Genomic DNA, 17,405 nt, shown 5'->3' with positions numbered 1-17,405 from the left:
TATCGATAATCATCAATATTTGGAGAGGGACACAATGGCTGCTAACACGAACCTTCCCGTTGCCGTCATCGGAGCAGGCCCGATCGGCCTGGCCGCGGCAGCCCACCTTTTGGAGCGCGGCATCGAGCCGCTGATCTTCGAGGCCGGCCCGACGGCGGGGGCCGCGATCGAACAATGGCGCCACATCCGGCTCTTCTCGCCCTGGCGGTTCAACGTCGATGCTGCTGCCGCGCGGCTGCTCACTGCATCCGGCTGGGAGGCACCGCGCCCCACGGCGCTACCCTTCGGCGGCGAACTCGTTGATTCGTACCTGGCACCCCTCGCCGCACTGCCGGCCATCGCCGGCCGGCTGCACACCGGCGCCCGCGTCGTGGCCGTGACGCGGCTCGGGATGGATAAGACCCACAGCCGCGGCCGCGACACCACGCCGTTCCTGCTCCGGGTCGAACACGCGGGCGGAGAAGTCCGCGAGTACCGTGCCGCGGGCGTCATTGATGCCTCCGGCACGTGGAGCACCCGCAATCCGCTCGGCACCTCCGGGCTGCCGGCGGCGGGCGAGGCTGCCGCCGCGGAGCGGATTTCCGCCGCGCTCCCGGACGTCCTGGGCCGCGAGCGCGCCCGGTTTGCAGGACAACGGGTCCTCGTGGTGGGCGCAGGACACTCCGCCGCCAACACCCTGATCAACCTTGCGGACCTGGCGAAGCAGGAGCCGGACACCAAGATCCTCTGGGCCGTGCGGGGCGCCTCCGCCGAGAAAGTCTATGGCGGCGGCGACGCCGACGGGCTTCCCGCGCGCGGGCAGCTGGGCAGCCGGCTCCGCCGCCTGGTCGAGGCCGGCACCGTGGAGCTGCACACCGGCTTCGGGATCACCGCCCTCACAGCGTCGGCTGCGGGCGTCACTGTCAGCTCCGCCGACGGCCGCACCCTCGGGGCAGACGTCGTAGTGCCGTGCACCGGATTCCGCCCGGACCTTGACATCCTGCGGGAACTCCGGCTGGAGCTGGACCCGGCCGTCGAGGCCCCGCGTGAACTGGGTCCGCTGATCGACCCGGAGTTCCACTCCTGCGGCACAGTGGCGCCGCACGGCGCCAGGCTGCTGGCCCACCCGGACAAGGATTTCTACATTGTGGGGATGAAATCCTACGGCCGGGCTCCCACCTTCCTGCTGGCCACCGGCTACGAGCAGGTGCGCTCCGTCGCGGCCGCCCTGGCCGGCGACCGCGAGGCCGCGGACACCGTCCTGCTCGAACTTCCGGAAACCGGCGTCTGCTCCTCCGATGCCGGCACCAGCTGCGACATCCCGGCCGTTTCCGCCGATCCCATCCTGGAGACGGCGGGAGGCTGCTGCGGCACCCCGGAACCCGTGCTGGTGGGGTTCCCCACCGGTCTGGCGCACGGCCGCTCGGCGGACTGACCTTGGCCGCCCCGGGGACTCCGCGGCCTGCCGCTGCCGGGGCTCCCCGGGGCGGGCTGGTGGCGTTGTGCATCACCCAGACCACAGGGTGGGGCCTGCTCTACTACTCCCTGCCCGCCGCCGTGCGGCCCATCAGCGAGGACACCGGCTGGGATCCCGTCCTCATCACCGGATCGTTTTCCGCCGGACTGCTGGTGTCCGCCCTCGCCGGCATCCCGGTGGGCCGGATCCTGGACCGCACCGGGCCGCGGACCCTCATGGTCACCGGCTCGCTGATTGGTGTTATGGCGCTCGGGCTGGCCGGGCTGGCCCCAAACCTGCCGCTGTTCGCCGCTGCGTGGCTCCTGGCCGGAACGGCCCAGGCCGCCGTCCTCTACCAGCCTGCTTTCACAGTGATCAGCCGCTGGTACGGCCGCAACAGGGTCCGCCCACTGACCACACTGACCCTGGTGGCCGGTTTTGCCTCGACAATTTTCGCCCCGCTCACCGCCGGACTCACCGCCGCCGTCGGCTGGCGCAGCACTTTCCTGGTCCTCGCGGCGCTGCTGGGGCTCATTACGGTCCCGCTGCACGCACTCTTCCTCAACCGCTCCTGGCCGTCCGCAGCATCCCCCGCCCGGCCGGGACGCGACCGCCTCCGGATTCGTGCCGTCACCCGGAGCCCCGAGTTCCTGGGACTCCAGGCCCTCATGGTGCTGTTGTGCCTGGGTCTTTACACGGTGACGCTGAACATCATTCCGCTGCTTATGGAAAAAGGTGCGGGCTATGCCGGTGCCGCCCTGGGGCTGGGTCTGGTGGGGGCAGGGCAGGTGGGCGGGCGCCTTCTGTTCGCGCGCATTCCGGTCCGCGCCCGGCTGGCCACCATCGCCGGCGCCGGCGCCGGTGCGGTCCTCTCGCTCGCCGTTCTCCCCGGCCCCCCGGGGCTGTTGATCGCGGCGGGAGTGCTTGCCGGTGCGGTCCGTGGCTGCCACACGCTGCTGCAGGCAACGATCGTGGCCGAGCGGTGGGGCATGTCCAATCTGGGCGCCCTGCAGGGGCGGTTCGCCGCGCCTCTGACCGCGGTGACTGCGCTGGCGCCTGTTGCGGGCCCCGCGCTGGCGGCCTTGTTGGGCAGCTACACAGCCATGGCATACGCCGCCGCTGCTGCCGCCGGCATCGCCGCCATCATCGCCGGATTCGTGCCCCGCGCCGAGGCGGCGTCCCCCAACCGGTCACCGGGGCCTAACCGGGCAGATTCGGTACCCCTGGCGGGCGGCAAGACCGGGAAGTAAGTCCCTGTTCCCGGCCCAGGACCGGCGCCACAATTGAGTATGTCTGCCGAACGCCCAAGTGGTCCGTCGCCCCTTGTGGTCGGCGTGCTCCCGGGGCAAAGCCCAGAGGTGCTGCAGTCTGCCGCTTCGTTGGCCTCGAAACTCGCCGCCCCGCTGATCTGCGCCCACGTGGATGAGGCAAGCTATCTCGTGGAGTGGGACCCCGCGCGGTCCGCGCACCGGCTCTCACTGCACCCGGAGACGGACAACGCCGAAATCCGGGCCGTCACACAGGAGTTGCGGAGAAACATAGGCCTGGCCTGCGATGCACAGGGGATCCAGTGGACCCTGCGGACGCTGGCCGGAGATCCGGCCAGGGCACTGGGCAGGCTGGCCGCCGAAGTCGGCGCCGCGATGATCATCGTGGGCACACCTGAACCCGGCCTGGGTCACCGGATTTCCGCCGCCCTTAACGGTTCAGTGGCCGCGTGGCTCAGCCACCATCAGGACCGTCCCATCCTCATCGTTCCGGTCAGGACCGCGATACACCACCGGACCAAGCACGGCGCCTGACATGATGTCTGACCCAGCGTGACCGGCCCCCTGGACGCCGAGGCCGTTACTGCCGCCTATCGGCGCAACTGCACGGAGCTGGAGACCACCCTGGCGCTCATCCCGCCCGAAGCGCTCCACCGCCGCAGCGCAGGCACCCGATGGACCAACGAGGAGCTGCTCTACCACATGGTGTTCGGCTACATCGTGGTGTTGGCACTGCTTCCGCTCGTGCGGATCTTCGGACGGCTGCCTGATTTCGTCAACCGGGGCTTCGCCTGGCTGCTGAATGCCGGGACCGTAGCGTTCGACATCATCAACTACTGGGGATCTAAGGGAGGCGCACGAATCTTCAACCACCGGCGGATGGCCGCCAAGTTGCGCCGGGTGAGCTCGGCGCTGGAACGGCGCCTGCGGCGGGAAACGGAGGCCGGGCTGGCATGCCGGATGCACTTCCCAACCCGCTGGGACCCGTTCTTCACGGAGAGCATGACCCTCGCGGACGTCTACGCGTACCCGGTGGCGCACTTCGACTTCCATGCGACCCAGCTGTCCTGGAACGTCGGGCCGGGGGCGCCGGAGGCCGACCGAAAATAAAGCGAAAGTACTTATTCGGGGCGCTTCCTTTCCCTGCCTACCGCCAAGTAAGCTTTAATTCGTGGGCGCGAACGATAGGGCGCCTGCCCAAAGACTGCTCCGGAGTGCGTATCCCCCAATAACGCACTCCGGAGCTTTTTTGTGGCCCGGCGTCCCGCCGCACCAGATCGCAAATACCCCCATGGGGTACTTGCGGCATACCCCCTTGGGGTATATGTTGTCCTTATGAACGAGTCCGAAGCCCCAGTCCCCGTCATGGATGCCGCCGATGCCGCACCGCATCAGCAGCACGGTTACTCCCCCAACAAGGAGGCGTACCTGCTGCGGCTGAAACGGATCGAGGGCCAGGTGCGCGGCATCGCCCGGATGGTCGATGAAGACAAGTACTGCATCGACATCCTCACCCAGGTCGCCGCCGTCACCAAGGCCCTCCACGCCGTCAGCCTCGGGCTGGTGGAGGAGCACATCGGCCACTGCGTTGTCGGGGCCGCGGCCGAACCGGACGCGGCACTGCGGGCTGAGGCCATCGACTTCAAGGTCAAGGAGGCCACCGATGCCATCGGGCGCCTGCTGCGGTAGCGGCAACACCACTCACCACACCATCGGGCTGATGAACCAGCCGCCCACGAACCAGGAGCAAGCCATGAGCACCGTTTCCACCACCGTCAACGTTTCCGGCATGACCTGCGGCCACTGCGTGTCCTCCGTCAGCGAGGAGCTCGAAGCCCTCGCCGGGGTAGAGAAGGTCGACGTCGACCTCAACTCGGGCGGCGTTTCCACCGTCACCATTACATCGGCCGGAGCCCTGTCCGAGTCCGAGATCGGCGAAGCCGTTGCCGAAGCGGGCTACCTGGTGGTGGCCAACGAGGCCTGACCACCCGCCGCAGGCACACACAGCCGCAGCACACAGCGCGGAAGACCAGAGCAGACAGGGAAAAACACGGTGAGTAGAGAGCAGCTTTTGGACCAGCCCGGAACGCGGGTGATCGAGCTCGACATCGACGGCATGACCTGCGCCTCCTGCGTCAGCCGCGTCGAACGCAAGCTCGGAAAACTCGACGGCGTCACGGCCTCAGTCAACCTGCCCCTGGAGTCGGCCCAGGTCACAGTCCCCGCAGGGATCACAGACAGCCAGATCACGGCCACGGTGGAGGCAGCAGGCTACAAGGCCACAGTCCGCCCGCCCAGGTATCCAAGCCCGCCCCCAGCGCCTGTCGGCGAAGAGACGTCGGCTGCAAGCATCGGTGACCCATCCCCGAGCGGCGCCGCCGGGGGCACGCGGAAGCGTGCGTCTAAGGTCGGGCCACGCCGGCAGGGTTCCCTGACCGAGCTTGCGAGGTCAGGGGGCCGGTGGGGAGGAACGACCGAGCACGCGGAGCGTGTCTCCGGTGGAGCCGCGGTTGGTGACCACACCGCGTCGGCCGCAGCAGCCAAGCTCCGCCCGCGCCTGATGGTCGCGGCCATCCTCACCGTCCCGGTGTTCCTCATTTCGATGTTCCCGGCGTTCCAGTTTCCGAACTGGGGCTGGGCGGCGGGAATCCTGGCCCTGCCCGTGGTCACCTGGGCGGCGTGGCCCTTCCACCGGGCCGCCGCCATCAACGCCCGCCACTTCTCCTCCACCATGGACACACTCGTCTCCATCGGCGTGACGGCCGCCTACGTCTTCTCGGCCTGGCAGCTCTTCACGGACCCGCGGATGACGGACCACCCGCCCGGGATGGAGGGCATGGAAGGCATGGCCGCCTCCGGCGGGCTGTACTTCGAGGTCGCCGCGGTGGTCACCACTTTCCTGCTGCTGGGCCGGTACCTGGAGGCCAATGCCAAGCAGAAGGCCGGAGACGCCCTCAAGGCCCTGCTGAACCTCGGCGCCAAGGACGCCACGGTCCTTCGGGACGGCCGGGAGCAGCGGCTGCCGGCCGATCGGCTGGCCGTGGGCGACGTTATTGTGGTCCGCCCCGGCGAGAAGATCGCGACGGACGGCATCGTCGTCGAAGGTTCCTCCGCCGTCGACGCCTCGCTGGTCACTGGCGAATCCGTGCCCGTGGAAGTCGGCCCGGAGAGCCCGGTCACGGGCGCCACCATCAACACTTCCGGCCGCCTGCTGGTCCGGGCCACGCGTGTCGGCGCCGAAACGACACTGGCCCAGATGGGCCGGCTGGTATCCCAGGCCCAGTCCGGCAAGGCGCCGATCGCCCGCCTCGCGGACCGGATCAGTTCCGTGTTCGTACCCGTGGTCCTGGCCATCGCCGCAGTGACTTTCGGCGGCTGGCTGCTGGCGGCCGGACCTGAGGTCAGCGACGCCGACCTTCGTGCCGCGTTCACGGCCGCCGTCGCCGTGCTGGTCATCGCCTGCCCCTGCGCCCTGGGCCTGGCCACCCCGGTGGGGCTGCTCACCGGAACCGGCCGGGGCGCGCAGCTGGGCATCCTGATCAAGGGCCCGCAGGTCCTCGAGGATACCCGGACCGTTGACACCATCCTGCTGGACAAGACCGGCACCGTGACCACCGGCCACCTCGCCGTCGACGGCACCGCGGCGTTCGGGACCGCCACCCCGGCGGAGGTCCTGCGGCTGGCCGGAGCGGTGGAGGATGCCTCCGAGCACCCAATCGCGCGCGCCGTTGCCGCCGCCGCCCGATCGGCCGAACACGGAGACGAACACCCCGGCGCAGCGACCGGCACCGGCGCCGGGGTCCTCCCGGCCGTCGTCAACTTCCGTTCCGCACCCGGCGGCGGAGTCCAGGGAACCGTCGAGGGCCGGCTCGTAACAGCCGGCCGCACGGGATGGCTGCAGGCGAACGGCATCGTCCCGGACACCGAGCAGCTGGAGGCGTTCAGCAGGGCTGAAAGCTCCGGGGCCACCGCGGTCTGGCTGGCCGTGGACGGGGAACCGGCCGGAATCATCAGCCTGCGCGACACGGTGAAGCCTGGCTCCGCGGCCGCGATCTCACGGCTCCGCGGGCTCGGGCTGCGGCCGATCCTCCTGACCGGGGACAACGCCGCGGTGGCCGCACAGGTGGCCGCCGCCGTCGGGATCGCTCCGGCGGACGTGTTCGCCGGGGTACTGCCGGAGGGCAAGGTCGAGGCCGTGCGGAAGCTGCAGGCCGCCGGCGCCACGGTGGCCATGGCCGGCGACGGTGTCAACGACGCCGCGGCGCTGGCGCAGGCGGACCTCGGCATCGCGATGGGATCCGGCACCGATGTGGCAATCGAGGCGGCCGACCTGACGGTGATGGGCAACGATCTCGGCCAGGTCGCGCAGGCGATTGAACTGTCCCGCCGGACGCTGGGGACCATCAAAACGAACCTCTTCTGGGCCTTCTTCTACAACGCGGTGGGAATTCCGGTGGCAGCCCTGGGCATGCTCAACCCGATGATCGCGGGCGCGGCGATGGCGGCCAGCTCCGTGCTGGTGGTGGCCAACTCGCTGCGGCTGCGCAGCTTCGGCAAGTAGGCGCCCTGCGGAGGGATGCCCTCAGGCCGCGCCGTAGCGGACAGCTGCCCGGGCTTTCGCCTTGGCAGCTTCCTCCCCGCGGTCCTTGGCCGGGGCGTGCGTCACCAGGGAGTCGAGCAGGTGCTGGGTGGCGTGGGCAATCTCCTCCACGGCACGGGTGAAGGCCTCCTCGTTCGCTTTGGAGGGCTTGGTGCTGCCGCTGATCTTGCGCACGTACTGCAGCGCTGCCGCTTCCACCTCGGCGGTGGTGGCGTGCGGTTCAAAATTATGGAGGGTCCGGATGTTTCGGCACATATCTCCATGCTAGGGCTCCTCGCGTCGGGGATCGAGGGCATGGGGAGGGCTGCCCATCGACAGTTTTCCGGCCAGCAGGATAGTTTGGGGGCACTGGATCTTCCGGAGCAGCCGGAATCCGAGGGGACGCCGGCGGCGCCGGGTCCGTTTCTACCACTTGAGGAGATTTTTCGAATGGCTATTTGGGGTGCAGACATTGCTCAGCTCAAGACTCTTGGGACGAAGCTGCAGGCCGGTTCATCCGAGATCGACAAGCAGAAGTCGCTGCTGACCAAGGTGCTCGAGGGCACCGACTGGAAGGGCCCGGACGCCGATAAGTTCCGCAGCGAATGGAACGGCCAGCACGTTGCCGCCCTGGCGAAGGTGTCCCAGGCGCTGCAGGAGGCCGGCAAGCAGGCCAGCCGCAACGCCACCGAGCAGGAAAGCGCTTCCCGCTAAGCAGGAAACCCGCAGATATCGGACCGGCCCGGACGCAGCAGCGTCCGGGCCGGTCTGTGTCAGTTCCCCTTTGACGGCACGGGTTCGACGTCGTTCGCATGGTCGAGCGCTGACGGCACCGCTTCCGCACCGGCGCCGGTCCGCGTCCGGAGCTCGTCCAGCCGGACCAGCACAACGCCGCCGACAATCAGCAGCCCGCCCAGAAGCTGGATGGGTCCGGGCAGTTCACCCAACAGCAGCCACGCCCAGATGACGGCAAACAGCACTTCGGTCAGCGAGACAAAGGATGCCACCTTGGAACCGAGAGCCCGTGCTGCCACAATCCCCGAGACATAAGCCAGCACGGTGGCCAGCACCACCAGCCCGCCCAGGGCCACCCACCAGGGGGTGACCCAGGGGCCCAGCCGCGTGTCGGCGGTGCTGAAGGCCATCGGCAGCAGCCCGGTCGCGGCGGCGAGCCACATGGTGACGGCGCCCACCATCAGCCCGCCGGAGGCAAGGACGATCGGGGGGAGGGTGTCATTTTCCTTGGCCGTGATGAAGAAATAGATGGCCAGGCAGACAGCCGCCGCGATCCCCCACAGCACACCGATAAGGTCAATCTTCACCGCTCCCGTGAGGTCCAGGACCAGGATCAGCCCGCCCAGGGACAGCAGGGTTCCGGAGATAGTCAGGGGCCGCGGGCGCCGGCGGCTGGCAGCCCAGAGCCACAGCACGATTAGCACCGGAGCGAGATATTCCAGGAGCAGGGCCACCCCTACCGAGAGCCTGGCCACGGCGTTGAAGTAGAACAGTTGGCAGGCCGCGACGCCGATAAAGCCGAAGAGCAGGACCGTGAGCCAGTTGTCCCTGAGTTGGTGCCAGCGCCCCCGTAGTGCCGAAATGGCGGGAACCGCAAGGATGAGCGCGGCGCCGGTGAGGCGGGCGGTGACTGCCGCCCCGGGGGTCCAGCCGGTCTCCAGCAGCGCCTTGGCAAAGGACCCGGAGAGGCCGAACACGGCCGAGGAAAACAGGGCAACCCCGAGGCCGGACGCCAGAAAGCCGGGTGCCGCGCCGGGTTTGCCGGAGCCTCGTTTTCCGGGGGTGTGCATTCCGGAAGCGATCTTGGCCGGAGCTTCGGCGGTGCGGCGTGCGGCAGACACAGGCTGCCTCCTGTCAGGAGTAAAGTAGGGTTATGGTCATGACCGTACGCCACGCCGACGTAAGGAGTCAAGATGCTTTTTGCCCCTGACATAGAGGTGGCCCTGCGGTCCGTGGTCAACCTCATCAACTCCGCGGCCAACGGGGACGAACAGCTCGCCACGGAGCAGGACCTGGACCGGTTCCTGGAAGCGGAGGGATTCGCCGGCTCGCGGACCGGGGACGCGGCCGAGCTGGCCAGCGTGCACCGTCTACGCGCGGAACTCGCCGCACTGTGGCGCGCGGAGGAATCCGCCGCCGTGGACACAGTGAACAGGCTGCTGAGGCAGGCACGGGCCCTCCCCCAGCTGGTCAAGCACGATCAGTGGGACTGGCATCTGCACGCCACCACCCCGGAAGCTCCGCTGGCGGACCGGATGAGCACCGAGGCGGCGATGGCCTTGGTGGACGTCATCCGCAGCAAGGAGATGGACCGCATGCTGGTGTGCGCCGCGGAAGACTGCGATGCCGTGGTGCTGGACCTCAGCCGGAACCGCTCCAAGCGCTACTGCGACACCGGCAACTGCGCCAACCGCGCCCACGTGGCCGCGTACCGGGCACGGAAAGCCGCGTCCTGAGCGGCAGCTCTTAGGTGCGGTCGCGGGGGGCGTCCGGGTCGCCGGCGTCCGGGCGGGGACGGGCCGGCGGGCCGCCATGGCCGGAGTTGCGCGAACTCAGGTTGACGCCGGAGCCCTTGCCGAGATGTTCAGCGTTGGGCTTGTGGCCCATGGACAGCATGGCGAGTACCACCAGAATCACGATGAAGGCAATACCTGCGGCGATAAAGGCCAGATCAAAGCGGGGCGTCTTAGCGGTGCCGCCGGAGGCGAAAATGAGAGTGGCAACGAATGCCACCACGGCCCAGAAAGCGGAGAACATCAGCGGGCCCTTGACCGAGGTCCGCATGTTGCGCGGTTCTCGAGATTTCTGCTGTGCCAAGGTGCTTTCCTCCTGCAGCCGCCGCCGCCAGGCGTGGCCGTTGTGATCCCGCAATCGTTCTACGCAAGGTAGAACCTGTCGCTACTAGTTTACGGCCTCCGCGGAATCGGCCCGCGCATCATGCCGCAAGGTCAGTCCCGCCAGCGCCCAGAGGACGCCGCTGATGATGGCGCCGCCGCCCGCGACGCCAAGCAGCGCGTGCGGACCGAGGTCAATGAAGAACGGCAGCAGGACCGCGGTGCCCAGCGCAACGGCGCCGGAGGCGATCCAGTCACGCGCAAGCACGGACCGGCCGCGGTGCGTGATGCCGAGGTAGAGCTCTGCAGCGCCGGCGAGGCCAAGTCCCACGGCTGCCAGCACACCGAAGACCAGACTGCTCGGAAGGAGGCCGACGGCGGCACCGGTTCCGGTGAGTACGGCGCCGGCGGCGGACAGGATCTTACTGGAGGATGACCCGGCCCGGAGGCCCGTCTTGTTCACGCTCCAGAGCAGCACCACGCCAGTGGCCAGCAGGTAGAGTCCCCCGGCCCAGCCCATACCCTCCGCGGATGGAGCCGCCCAGAACACGGTCACGGCGCCGAATCCGAGCGCCACGGCGGCCCGGACCAGCACCGGTTTCCAAAGATCCGCCGCAGCGGGCAGGGCGGCGGAGGCGTCAAAGGCTGCGGGGAGAGTCACCCGTCCAGTTTAGTGTGCAGCCGCACGCGTGCGCGCCGGCACTCAGTGCGAGCCGAGCACCATCCACCGGTCAGTCCGGGCGCGGAGGCCCAGCGTGAGGGCCCGGGCCGTCATATAGCCCAGGGAGAACGCCGCCCACAGCCAGAGCAGGCCAGCCCCGCCACCGACCCCGGACTGTCCGACGGCCAGCAGCAGCGGCAGATACGCGGCGAGGTTCACGACGCCGGCAATCGCCAAGTACTTGGCATCCCCCGCACCAATCAGCACACCGTCAAGGACAAAGACATAGCCGGCGATCGGCTGTCCGGCCGCGAGCACCCACAAGGCCAGCGTGAGCGCAGCCTGGACGTCGGCGTCGGACGTGAAGAGCCGCCCGGCCCACGGTGCCGCAAGCGCCAGCAGGATTCCTGTGATCGCGCCGAAGCCGAGGCCCCAGCGGACCATGGTTCCGGTGAGCTCCCGCGCCCCGGACGGGCGGGAGGCGCCGAGTTCCTTGCCGATCAGCGCCTGCGCGGCAATCGCAAGGGCATCGAGGGCGAACGCCAGGAACGTAAAGATCGTCATCGCGAGCTGGTGGGCGGCCAGGTTGACCGGCCCCTGGGCCGTGACCACCACCACCGTGGCAAGAATCGCGATGCGCAGGCTGAGCGTCCGCAGCATCAGCCACGAGCCCACCTTGCTCAGGGACCGGATGCCGCGCCAATCCGGCAGCAGGGCCACACCGTGGCGGCGGGCATTGCGCCCGACCATCACCACGTAGACCAGGGCCATGGCCCACTGGGCGATGCTGGTGCCGATCGCCGAGCCGGCGACAGACCACTGCAGCCCGTAGACCAGGAAGAAGTTCAGCGCCACGTTCAGCGTGAAGCCGGCGGCCGCTACAAGGAGGGGGGTGCGGGTGTCCTGCAGGCCGCGCAGCACCCCCGTGCCGGCGAAGATAAGCAGCATCGCGACGAGTCCGGGCATTGACCAGCGCAGGTAGTCCACGGCGAAGGCCCGCACCTCGCCGCTGGCACCCATGAGGTCGACCAGCGGTTCGGCCGCCAGGAAACCGGCGGTCGCCAGGACCACACCGAGCATCAGGGCCAGCCACACGCCGTCCCGCCCGGCCGCGAGGGCCTTGGGCAGCTGGCCGTTGCCGATCGCCCGCGCCACGGCCGGAGTGGTGGAGTAGGCCAGGAACACCATCAGCCCCACCACCGTGTGGAGTACGGCCGATGCCAGCCCTACACCCGCGAGCTGCGCGACCCCGAGATGCCCGACAATCGCCGCATCCGCGAGCAGGAACAGCGGTTCTGCGATCAGTGCACCGAACGCGGGCACGGCCAGGCGCAGGATTTCCCGCCGGCGGCCTGCCGCAGACGGGAGCGTGGCGGGAGTGGGGGCAGAAACGGTCACGGCACCACCCTAACGGCACGGCCTGGGTCGCACGGCTTCGCATTAGTTGACTTTTCAAGTACGCACCGGAACACTATAAGTTGAATCTTCAACTAAATCTCTGGCGGTGTACAGCTGCCACTCTTCCTACGTCAGGACGGCACCCATGAACCAGCCCGCACTTACCACCTCGGCCCGCACGATCTTGCGTATCGTCACGGGATTCCTTTTCGCCGCGCACGGCTGGCAGAAGTTCAATGAGTTCACGATTGCCGGCACGCAGGCCGCCTTCGCGCAGATGGGCGTGCCGGCCGCCAACGTCGCCGCCCCGGTGATCGCCACGCTCGAACTCATCGGAGGCGTCGCGCTGATCGTCGGCGTGCTCACCCGTGTGTTCGCTGCCCTGCTCGCGGCCAACATGCTCGGCGCCCTGTTCCTGGTCCATGCCCCGGCCGGCATCTTTGCCGCAACGGGCGGCTACGAGCTCGTGCTGATCCTGGCTGCCGCCGCCGTGGCTCTGGCCTTCGTCGGCGCGGGCAAGGTCTCCGTGGACAAGGCCCTCTTCGGCCGCAGCGGCTCCAAGCTGAGCGTCCTCGCCTAAAGGGAATCCCCCGGCGCCTCGCGGCGCACGGCGGCGGGCGGTCACCTCCGGGTGGCCGCCCGCCGTCGTACCTGCCGGGTACGGTATGCCGCTTGTGGCGCTCCGGTGCCCGTTTGTGTCTCCGCCCGCGCCGCAAACCCGGCCGATCAGTAAACTCTCACCATGAGTGACAACGCCGCCAACTCCGTGACCCTGCGCTTCCTCGCCGCACCCACCGACGTCGGCCACAGCGGTTCGGTCGATGCCGGCACGGTCCTTGAATGGGTGGACAAAGCGGCCTACGCCGCGGCGGTGGGCTGGGCCAAGTCCTATTGCGTGACGGCGTATGTGGGGAACATCCACTTCGCGGATCCGGTCAACAGCGGGGACATGGTCGAAGTCGAAGCAACGATTGTCTACACGGGCCGGTCCTCCATGCATATCCGCACCGTGGTGTCCTCGGGCGATCCAAAGGGCGGCCCGGCCACGATGCGCAGCCAGTGCATGGTGATCTTCGTAGCCGTGGGCGAGGACGGCAAACCGGCTCCGGTGCCCCACTTTGACCCGGTGACGCCGGACGAAATCGAACAGCGCGACCATGCGCTGGCGCGGATCAAAGTCCGCGAGGACATCGTCCAGGCGATGAGCGGACAGGAATACACCGACGCCGGGACCGCCGAGAACGTGGTCCTGCGCTTTGTGGCCGCACCCACGGATGTGAACTGGGGCGGCAAGGTGCACGGCGGCATCGTCATGAAATGGATCGACGAAGCGGCCTACGTCTGCGCCTCTCGGTACTGCGGGATGGACACCGTGGCGGTCTTTTCCGGCGGAGTGCGCTTCTACCGGCCGCTTCTGATCGGCCACGTGGTGGAGGTGGAAGCGCGCCTGGTCTACACCGGGACCAAGGGCATGCACATCGCGGTCCATGTCCGCTCGGGGGATCCGAAGGGACGCGAGCTGGAGCTCACCACCTACTGCCTCACCGTCATGGTGGCCCGCGACGAGCACGGCACGTCCGTCCCGGTCCCGCAATGGGTTCCGGTGTCCGAGGAGGACACGCGGCTCCACGCCCACGCCCGCGAACTGCTGGAGATCCGGGGCCGGGCACCGGGTAACCGGCTCCCCAACCACCTGCTGCGGCCGGCGGCACCTGGCCAGGACAGCTAGAAGCCGCCGCCCCCGGCGTCGGCTGCCATGTTGGCGAACCGCGAGTAGTGGCCCTGGAAGGCGACCACAATGTCCTTGGTGGGACCGTTGCGGTGCTTGGCGATCAGGATGTCGGCCTCGCCGGCACGCGGCGATTCCTTGTCGTAAACGTCCTCGCGGTGGAGCAGGATGACCATGTCGGCGTCCTGCTCGATGGAACCGGATTCACGCAGGTCCGAGACCATGGGCCGTTTGTCCTGGCGCTGCTCGGAGCCACGGTTCAGCTGCGACAGGGCAATGACGGGGACCTGCAGTTCCTTGGCCAGAAGCTTCAGGGCTCGGGAGAACTCGGAGACTTCCTGCTGGCGGGACTCCACCTTCTTGCCGGAGCTCATCAGCTGGAGGTAGTCCAGGATGACGAGCTTGAGGTCATGCTGCTGCTTCAGGCGGCGGCACTTGGCCCGGATTTCCATCAGGGACATGTTGGGGCTGTCGTCGATGAAGAGCGGTGCCTCATTCATCCGGCCCATTGTGGTGGCGATCTTGGACCACTGCTCGTCCTTGATGGTGCCCTTGCGCAGGTCCTGCAGGCCGATCGTGGCCTCGGCGGACAGCAGGCGCATCGCGATCTCGTTCCGGCCCATTTCGAGTGAGAACATCACGGTGGCGAGGTTGTTCTTGATGGCCGCGGAGCGCGCGAAGTCGAGGGCGAAGGTGGACTTACCGACGGCGGGGCGCGCTGCGATGACGATCATCTGGCCGGGGTGCAGGCCGTGGGTGAGCTCATCCAGTTCGTAGAAGCCGGTGGGAACGCCCGTCATTCCCTCCTCGCGGTGGCCGGACGCTTCGATCTCGTCCACGGTGGACTCCATCACGTCCTTGAGGACGACGTAGTCCTCTGCGGTGCGGCGTTCCGCCACGGCATAAATCTCCGCCTGGGCCTGGTTGACCAGGTCTTCAACCTCGCCGTCCTGGCCGTAGCCGAGCTGGACGATCTTGGTGCCGGCATTGACAAGGCGGCGCAGCACCGCCCGTTCACCCACGATTTCGGCGTAGTAGCCGGCGTTGGCGGCCGTGGGAACGGTCTGGATGAGCTCGTGAAGGTAGGCGGGGCCGCCAACCCGGTTGATCTCGCCCCGCTTGGTCAGTTCATCCGACACGGTCACGGCGTCGGCAGGTTCGCCGCGGCCATAGAGGTCGATGATGGCTTCGTAGATCGTCTCGTGCGCAGGACGGTAGAAGTCGACGCCCCTTAGGATCTCGACGACGTCGGCAATGGCGTCCTTGGACAGCATCATGCCGCCCAGGACGGACTGTTCGGCGGGAATGTCCTGCGGCGGCTTGCGGCTGCCCTCGGCTCCCCGGGTGCCCTCGACTGAGTCCAGATGCGTAACTGACAAAACTGCCGTCCTCCATTGTGTGCCGCGGCGAATATTCGTGCGCCGGCGACGGGTGTCCTCCGGGCCTTGGTGCCCGGCAGCGTCGACGCCGGTGTGGGCCCGACGGTTAAGTACTATCAGCCGACTCCGACACTTTTGCCGCCCTCCGGCGCTGCCGGTTTTCCACAGCCCGGGTCCGGGCCTGAAAGTGGCCGCTGAGAAGGAACAAGTCGTGCAGCCGGCACCGGATTTCGGTATCCAAGGTCGATATCCAGCAACGGTATCGCCCGATCCGGCTGTCACCAACCCGACTGGCCGCCACCCCTGTGGATAAGCTGTGCACTACTGCCCCCTGCTTGTGCACAGCCTGTGTGAACAGCTGTGGATAGAAAGATTCTTGCAGCCGCAATCAGGCTCTGACCTGCGGAAACACTGCTTTCATCGTGTGGACACAAAAGAATTTTCAGCAACACTCATCCACAGACCATGTGAAGCGGCTGGGGATAGCGGGTGGCATATGAGGCCACACCTCACCGGAAATATGCACATTAAGTGATGGTCCTCATGGACCATACCGCCGAGGGGTGGTGCGGGCGGCGAAGCGCGGCGCCCGGCCGCCCACATCCATGCCTATCGCAGAATGTGCTGTGGATAACCGCGATCTGGCATAAGCTCTTCACATGGGCGATGTATTGCTGGTCATACTGCCTGCCCTTATCCTGGCGGCGGTCCTTTGGGCATTTACCACGGCCCTCCGGCCGCGCGACTTCGGCATGTCCGATGCGGAACGCTACCAGCACGAACTGGCTGCCCGTTCCCAGGCCCATTACGCCGCCCAGGTCCAGGCGGCCACCGCCGCCCGCGCCCGCGTGGATGCCGTCACCCGGCCCAGCCAGAACGAACAGCAGCAGTCACAGCAGGCAGACCACGCGCGCTACCAGGGCCCCGTTCTGCCGGGAGGCCAGCTCAATCCCCAGCTTGCCCTGCAACTCCAGTCGCTGGCCCGGAACGGCAAGAAGCTCCAGGCCATCAAACTGCTGCGGCAGGCAACCCATTCAGATCTTTTGACCGCCAAGAATTTTGTAGATCGGCTGTAGCTTCATGGAATCCCTGCTTGTCCCCCTCCTTATTCTGGTGCTCGTCGGTGCCGGCGTCCTCGTTGCCGCCCGCGCCCTCGGCCACCGCGGCTCCCGGACCCCGCCGGAAACCGCCCCTCAGCCGGGCAAGGATCCAGTGGAGCTTGCGCGGACCTCTGCGGCGAAGCTCAATCAGGAACAGCACCGGCGCCTGTACGCCCTGATCGCCCAGGGGCAGGCCATGGCCGCCATCAAACTGTACTTGGAGGCCACGGGCGACGGCTTGAGGGCCTCCCGTGACGCCGTGGGTGCCCTGGCGGCCCATCCGCAGCCCTTCCGGCCCGAGACCGCCGAGCCGGCACCCGCTGAGGACGACGACGATGCGCCGCAGCGGTTCGCGTACCGCTACCGGGCGATCGCCAGCAAGGGCGATGTGACGCGGGAGGTCAGCAGCAACATGCTCAACGATGAGATCTACGGCAGGATCCGCACGCTCGCCAGAAGCGGGGACACCGAAGCGGCGGCCGAGACCCTCACCCGCCATTCGGACATTTCCATCAAACAGGCCCGGGAATTCATCGCCCTGCTCGAGGACTGAGCCACAGGACTGACCCGCAGGCAGAACCGGCCCCGCGGGGGCTTAGAAGTCGAACAGTTCCCCGAGCCAGCCTTCCTTCTTCTTCGGACGGCGGCGGTCGTCATAGCGCGGCTGGTCGTAGCGCGGGCGGTCCCGGCGCTCGTCGTACCGTCGGTCATCGTAGCGGCGGTCATCCGGGCGGCGGTCATCCCTGCGCGGATCCAGGTTGTAGAGCGGTGGCGGGATGTGGCCGGGCGTCGTCGGCGGCATCGGCGCCGGGGGCGCCGCGACGCCCGGGCCCATGGTCTCCGCAGCGCGGTCCAGGATCTTGTCCAGCTCCCCCCGGTCCAGCCAGACGCCGCGGCACTGGGGGCAGTAATCGATCTCGACGCCACTGCGTTCGCTCATGATCAGGTCAATTGAATCCACGGGACATTTCATGTCCCGCACAACGACCGGGCGTGCATAATGGTTC

Annotated in this window: 20 protein-coding genes; 13 read left to right on the top strand and 7 right to left on the bottom strand. The window is 68.0% G+C overall.

Features of this window, described 5'->3' with window-relative positions:
• The first annotated feature begins 34 nt into the window (after nucleotides 1-34).
• The 7 genes from FS787_RS10650 (at nucleotide 35) to FS787_RS10620 (ending at nucleotide 7,264) form a co-directional block, all read left to right on the top strand.
• A complete protein-coding gene (locus FS787_RS10650; RefSeq protein WP_144672383.1) occupies nucleotides 35-1,414 on the top strand; it encodes an NAD(P)-binding domain-containing protein in 1,380 nt (459 codons plus the stop codon).
• A 59-nt stretch (nucleotides 1,415-1,473) separates the two neighbouring features.
• The gene (locus tag FS787_RS10645) at nucleotides 1,474-2,685 is read left to right on the top strand and encodes an MFS transporter (protein WP_313959654.1); all 1,212 of its coding nucleotides are present in this window, start codon (nucleotides 1,474-1,476) and stop codon (nucleotides 2,683-2,685) included.
• Nucleotides 2,686-2,724: 39 nt separating this feature from the next.
• Nucleotides 2,725-3,237 carry a universal stress protein gene (locus FS787_RS10640; RefSeq protein WP_144672382.1) on the top strand — a complete coding sequence of 171 codons (513 nt, stop codon included), beginning with the start codon at nucleotides 2,725-2,727 and terminating at the stop codon, nucleotides 3,235-3,237.
• Nucleotides 3,238-3,255: 18 nt separating this feature from the next.
• Nucleotides 3,256-3,813 (top strand): DinB family protein, encoded by a 558-nt coding sequence (locus FS787_RS10635; protein ID WP_260982499.1) that lies wholly within the window; start codon nucleotides 3,256-3,258, stop codon nucleotides 3,811-3,813.
• A 255-nt stretch (nucleotides 3,814-4,068) separates the two neighbouring features.
• Nucleotides 4,069-4,392, top strand: a complete 324-nt coding sequence (locus FS787_RS10630; protein WP_395940341.1) for a metal-sensitive transcriptional regulator — start codon at nucleotides 4,069-4,071, stop codon at nucleotides 4,390-4,392.
• Between the two features lie 64 nt (nucleotides 4,393-4,456).
• On the top strand, nucleotides 4,457-4,687 hold the full coding sequence (locus FS787_RS10625; protein WP_144672380.1) for a heavy-metal-associated domain-containing protein: 231 nt from the start codon (nucleotides 4,457-4,459) through the stop codon (nucleotides 4,685-4,687).
• 69 nt (nucleotides 4,688-4,756) lie between these two features.
• Nucleotides 4,757-7,264 carry a cation-translocating P-type ATPase gene (locus tag FS787_RS10620; RefSeq protein ID WP_144672379.1) on the top strand — a complete coding sequence of 836 codons (2,508 nt, stop codon included), beginning with the start codon at nucleotides 4,757-4,759 and terminating at the stop codon, nucleotides 7,262-7,264.
• A gap of 21 nt (nucleotides 7,265-7,285) precedes the next feature.
• On the opposite strand, the gene FS787_RS10615 is transcribed toward FS787_RS10620, so the two are convergent.
• Nucleotides 7,286-7,558, bottom strand: a complete 273-nt coding sequence (locus FS787_RS10615; RefSeq protein WP_144672378.1) for a DUF2277 domain-containing protein — start codon at nucleotides 7,556-7,558, stop codon at nucleotides 7,286-7,288.
• Nucleotides 7,559-7,732: 174 nt separating this feature from the next.
• Between FS787_RS10615 and FS787_RS10610 the strand changes: the two genes are divergently transcribed.
• Nucleotides 7,733-7,996, top strand: coding sequence for a hypothetical protein (locus FS787_RS10610; protein ID WP_056432770.1), 264 nt, complete (start codon nucleotides 7,733-7,735; stop codon nucleotides 7,994-7,996).
• Between the two features lie 59 nt (nucleotides 7,997-8,055).
• Here the strand turns inward: FS787_RS10610 and FS787_RS10605 are convergent, their stop codons facing one another.
• Complete coding sequence (locus FS787_RS10605) at nucleotides 8,056-9,087, bottom strand: DMT family transporter (protein WP_144672523.1); 1,032 nt, start codon at nucleotides 9,085-9,087, stop codon at nucleotides 8,056-8,058.
• 123 nt (nucleotides 9,088-9,210) lie between these two features.
• On the opposite strand from FS787_RS10605, the gene FS787_RS10600 reads away from it, so the two are divergent.
• The gene (locus FS787_RS10600; RefSeq protein WP_144672377.1) at nucleotides 9,211-9,753 is read left to right on the top strand and encodes a CGNR zinc finger domain-containing protein; all 543 of its coding nucleotides are present in this window, start codon (nucleotides 9,211-9,213) and stop codon (nucleotides 9,751-9,753) included.
• 10 nt (nucleotides 9,754-9,763) lie between these two features.
• On the opposite strand, the gene FS787_RS10595 is transcribed toward FS787_RS10600, so the two are convergent.
• The 3 genes from FS787_RS10595 to FS787_RS10585 all read right to left on the bottom strand — a co-directional run bounded on the left by FS787_RS10595 (nucleotide 9,764) and on the right by FS787_RS10585 (nucleotide 12,190).
• Nucleotides 9,764-10,114: a hypothetical protein gene (locus tag FS787_RS10595; RefSeq protein WP_395940336.1), complete on the bottom strand. Its 351-nt coding sequence runs from the start codon at nucleotides 10,112-10,114 to the stop codon at nucleotides 9,764-9,766.
• 84 nt (nucleotides 10,115-10,198) lie between these two features.
• Nucleotides 10,199-10,792, bottom strand: a complete 594-nt coding sequence (locus tag FS787_RS10590) for a hypothetical protein (protein WP_144672376.1) — start codon at nucleotides 10,790-10,792, stop codon at nucleotides 10,199-10,201.
• A gap of 42 nt (nucleotides 10,793-10,834) precedes the next feature.
• Nucleotides 10,835-12,190 carry an MATE family efflux transporter gene (locus FS787_RS10585; protein WP_144672375.1) on the bottom strand — a complete coding sequence of 452 codons (1,356 nt, stop codon included), beginning with the start codon at nucleotides 12,188-12,190 and terminating at the stop codon, nucleotides 10,835-10,837.
• A gap of 145 nt (nucleotides 12,191-12,335) precedes the next feature.
• Between FS787_RS10585 and FS787_RS10580 the strand changes: the two genes are divergently transcribed.
• Together FS787_RS10580 and FS787_RS10575 are read left to right on the top strand one after the other, a co-directional pair.
• On the top strand, nucleotides 12,336-12,770 hold the full coding sequence (locus tag FS787_RS10580; protein WP_144672374.1) for a DoxX family protein: 435 nt from the start codon (nucleotides 12,336-12,338) through the stop codon (nucleotides 12,768-12,770).
• A 162-nt stretch (nucleotides 12,771-12,932) separates the two neighbouring features.
• Nucleotides 12,933-13,919: an acyl-CoA thioesterase gene (locus tag FS787_RS10575; protein ID WP_144672373.1), complete on the top strand. Its 987-nt coding sequence runs from the start codon at nucleotides 12,933-12,935 to the stop codon at nucleotides 13,917-13,919.
• Here FS787_RS10575 and dnaB read toward each other — a convergent pair.
• Nucleotides 13,916-15,298, bottom strand: coding sequence for a replicative DNA helicase (dnaB, locus tag FS787_RS10570; RefSeq protein ID WP_056428865.1), 1,383 nt, complete (start codon nucleotides 15,296-15,298; stop codon nucleotides 13,916-13,918). The genes FS787_RS10575 and dnaB overlap by 4 nt on opposite strands.
• Before the next feature lie 659 nt (nucleotides 15,299-15,957).
• Between dnaB and FS787_RS10565 the strand changes: the two genes are divergently transcribed.
• Complete coding sequence (locus FS787_RS10565) at nucleotides 15,958-16,374, top strand: hypothetical protein (RefSeq protein WP_144672372.1); 417 nt, start codon at nucleotides 15,958-15,960, stop codon at nucleotides 16,372-16,374.
• Nucleotides 16,375-16,378: 4 nt separating this feature from the next.
• Nucleotides 16,379-16,951, top strand: a complete 573-nt coding sequence (locus tag FS787_RS10560; RefSeq protein WP_144672371.1) for a hypothetical protein — start codon at nucleotides 16,379-16,381, stop codon at nucleotides 16,949-16,951.
• A gap of 42 nt (nucleotides 16,952-16,993) precedes the next feature.
• Here FS787_RS10560 and FS787_RS10555 read toward each other — a convergent pair whose 3' ends face one another.
• Complete coding sequence (locus FS787_RS10555; protein ID WP_144672370.1) at nucleotides 16,994-17,371, bottom strand: zf-TFIIB domain-containing protein; 378 nt, start codon at nucleotides 17,369-17,371, stop codon at nucleotides 16,994-16,996.
• Nucleotides 17,372-17,405: the final 34 nt, after the last annotated feature.

Origin of the sequence: Arthrobacter sp. U41, assembly GCF_007679325.1 — a bacterium.
Taxonomy (GTDB): Bacteria; Actinomycetota; Actinomycetes; order Actinomycetales; family Micrococcaceae; genus Arthrobacter.
Note: the sequence above shows the minus strand (reverse complement) of the source record. Positions and strands in the feature narration are given on the sequence as shown.

What these genes read in the sequence shown, in the direction of transcription:
- FS787_RS10650 (WP_144672383.1), top strand. Translation starts at nt 35, where the DNA reads ATGGCTGCTAACACGAACCTTCCCGTTGCCGTCATCGGAGCAGGCCCG.
- FS787_RS10640 (WP_144672382.1), top strand. Translation starts at nt 2,725, where the DNA reads ATGTCTGCCGAACGCCCAAGTGGTCCGTCGCCCCTTGTGGTCGGCGTG.
- FS787_RS10630 (WP_395940341.1), top strand. Translation starts at nt 4,069, where the DNA reads ATGGATGCCGCCGATGCCGCACCGCATCAGCAGCACGGTTACTCCCCC.
- FS787_RS10625 (WP_144672380.1), top strand. Translation starts at nt 4,457, where the DNA reads ATGAGCACCGTTTCCACCACCGTCAACGTTTCCGGCATGACCTGCGGC.
- FS787_RS10615 (WP_144672378.1), bottom strand. Translation starts at nt 7,558, where the DNA reads ATGTGCCGAAACATCCGGACCCTCCATAATTTTGAACCGCACGCCACC.
- FS787_RS10610 (WP_056432770.1), top strand. Translation starts at nt 7,733, where the DNA reads ATGGCTATTTGGGGTGCAGACATTGCTCAGCTCAAGACTCTTGGGACG.
- FS787_RS10605 (WP_144672523.1), bottom strand. Translation starts at nt 9,087, where the DNA reads ATGCACACCCCCGGAAAACGAGGCTCCGGCAAACCCGGCGCGGCACCC.
- FS787_RS10600 (WP_144672377.1), top strand. Translation starts at nt 9,211, where the DNA reads ATGCTTTTTGCCCCTGACATAGAGGTGGCCCTGCGGTCCGTGGTCAAC.
- FS787_RS10580 (WP_144672374.1), top strand. Translation starts at nt 12,336, where the DNA reads ATGAACCAGCCCGCACTTACCACCTCGGCCCGCACGATCTTGCGTATC.
- FS787_RS10575 (WP_144672373.1), top strand. Translation starts at nt 12,933, where the DNA reads ATGAGTGACAACGCCGCCAACTCCGTGACCCTGCGCTTCCTCGCCGCA.
- FS787_RS10565 (WP_144672372.1), top strand. Translation starts at nt 15,958, where the DNA reads ATGGGCGATGTATTGCTGGTCATACTGCCTGCCCTTATCCTGGCGGCG.
- FS787_RS10560 (WP_144672371.1), top strand. Translation starts at nt 16,379, where the DNA reads ATGGAATCCCTGCTTGTCCCCCTCCTTATTCTGGTGCTCGTCGGTGCC.
- FS787_RS10555 (WP_144672370.1), bottom strand. Translation starts at nt 17,371, where the DNA reads ATGAAATGTCCCGTGGATTCAATTGACCTGATCATGAGCGAACGCAGT.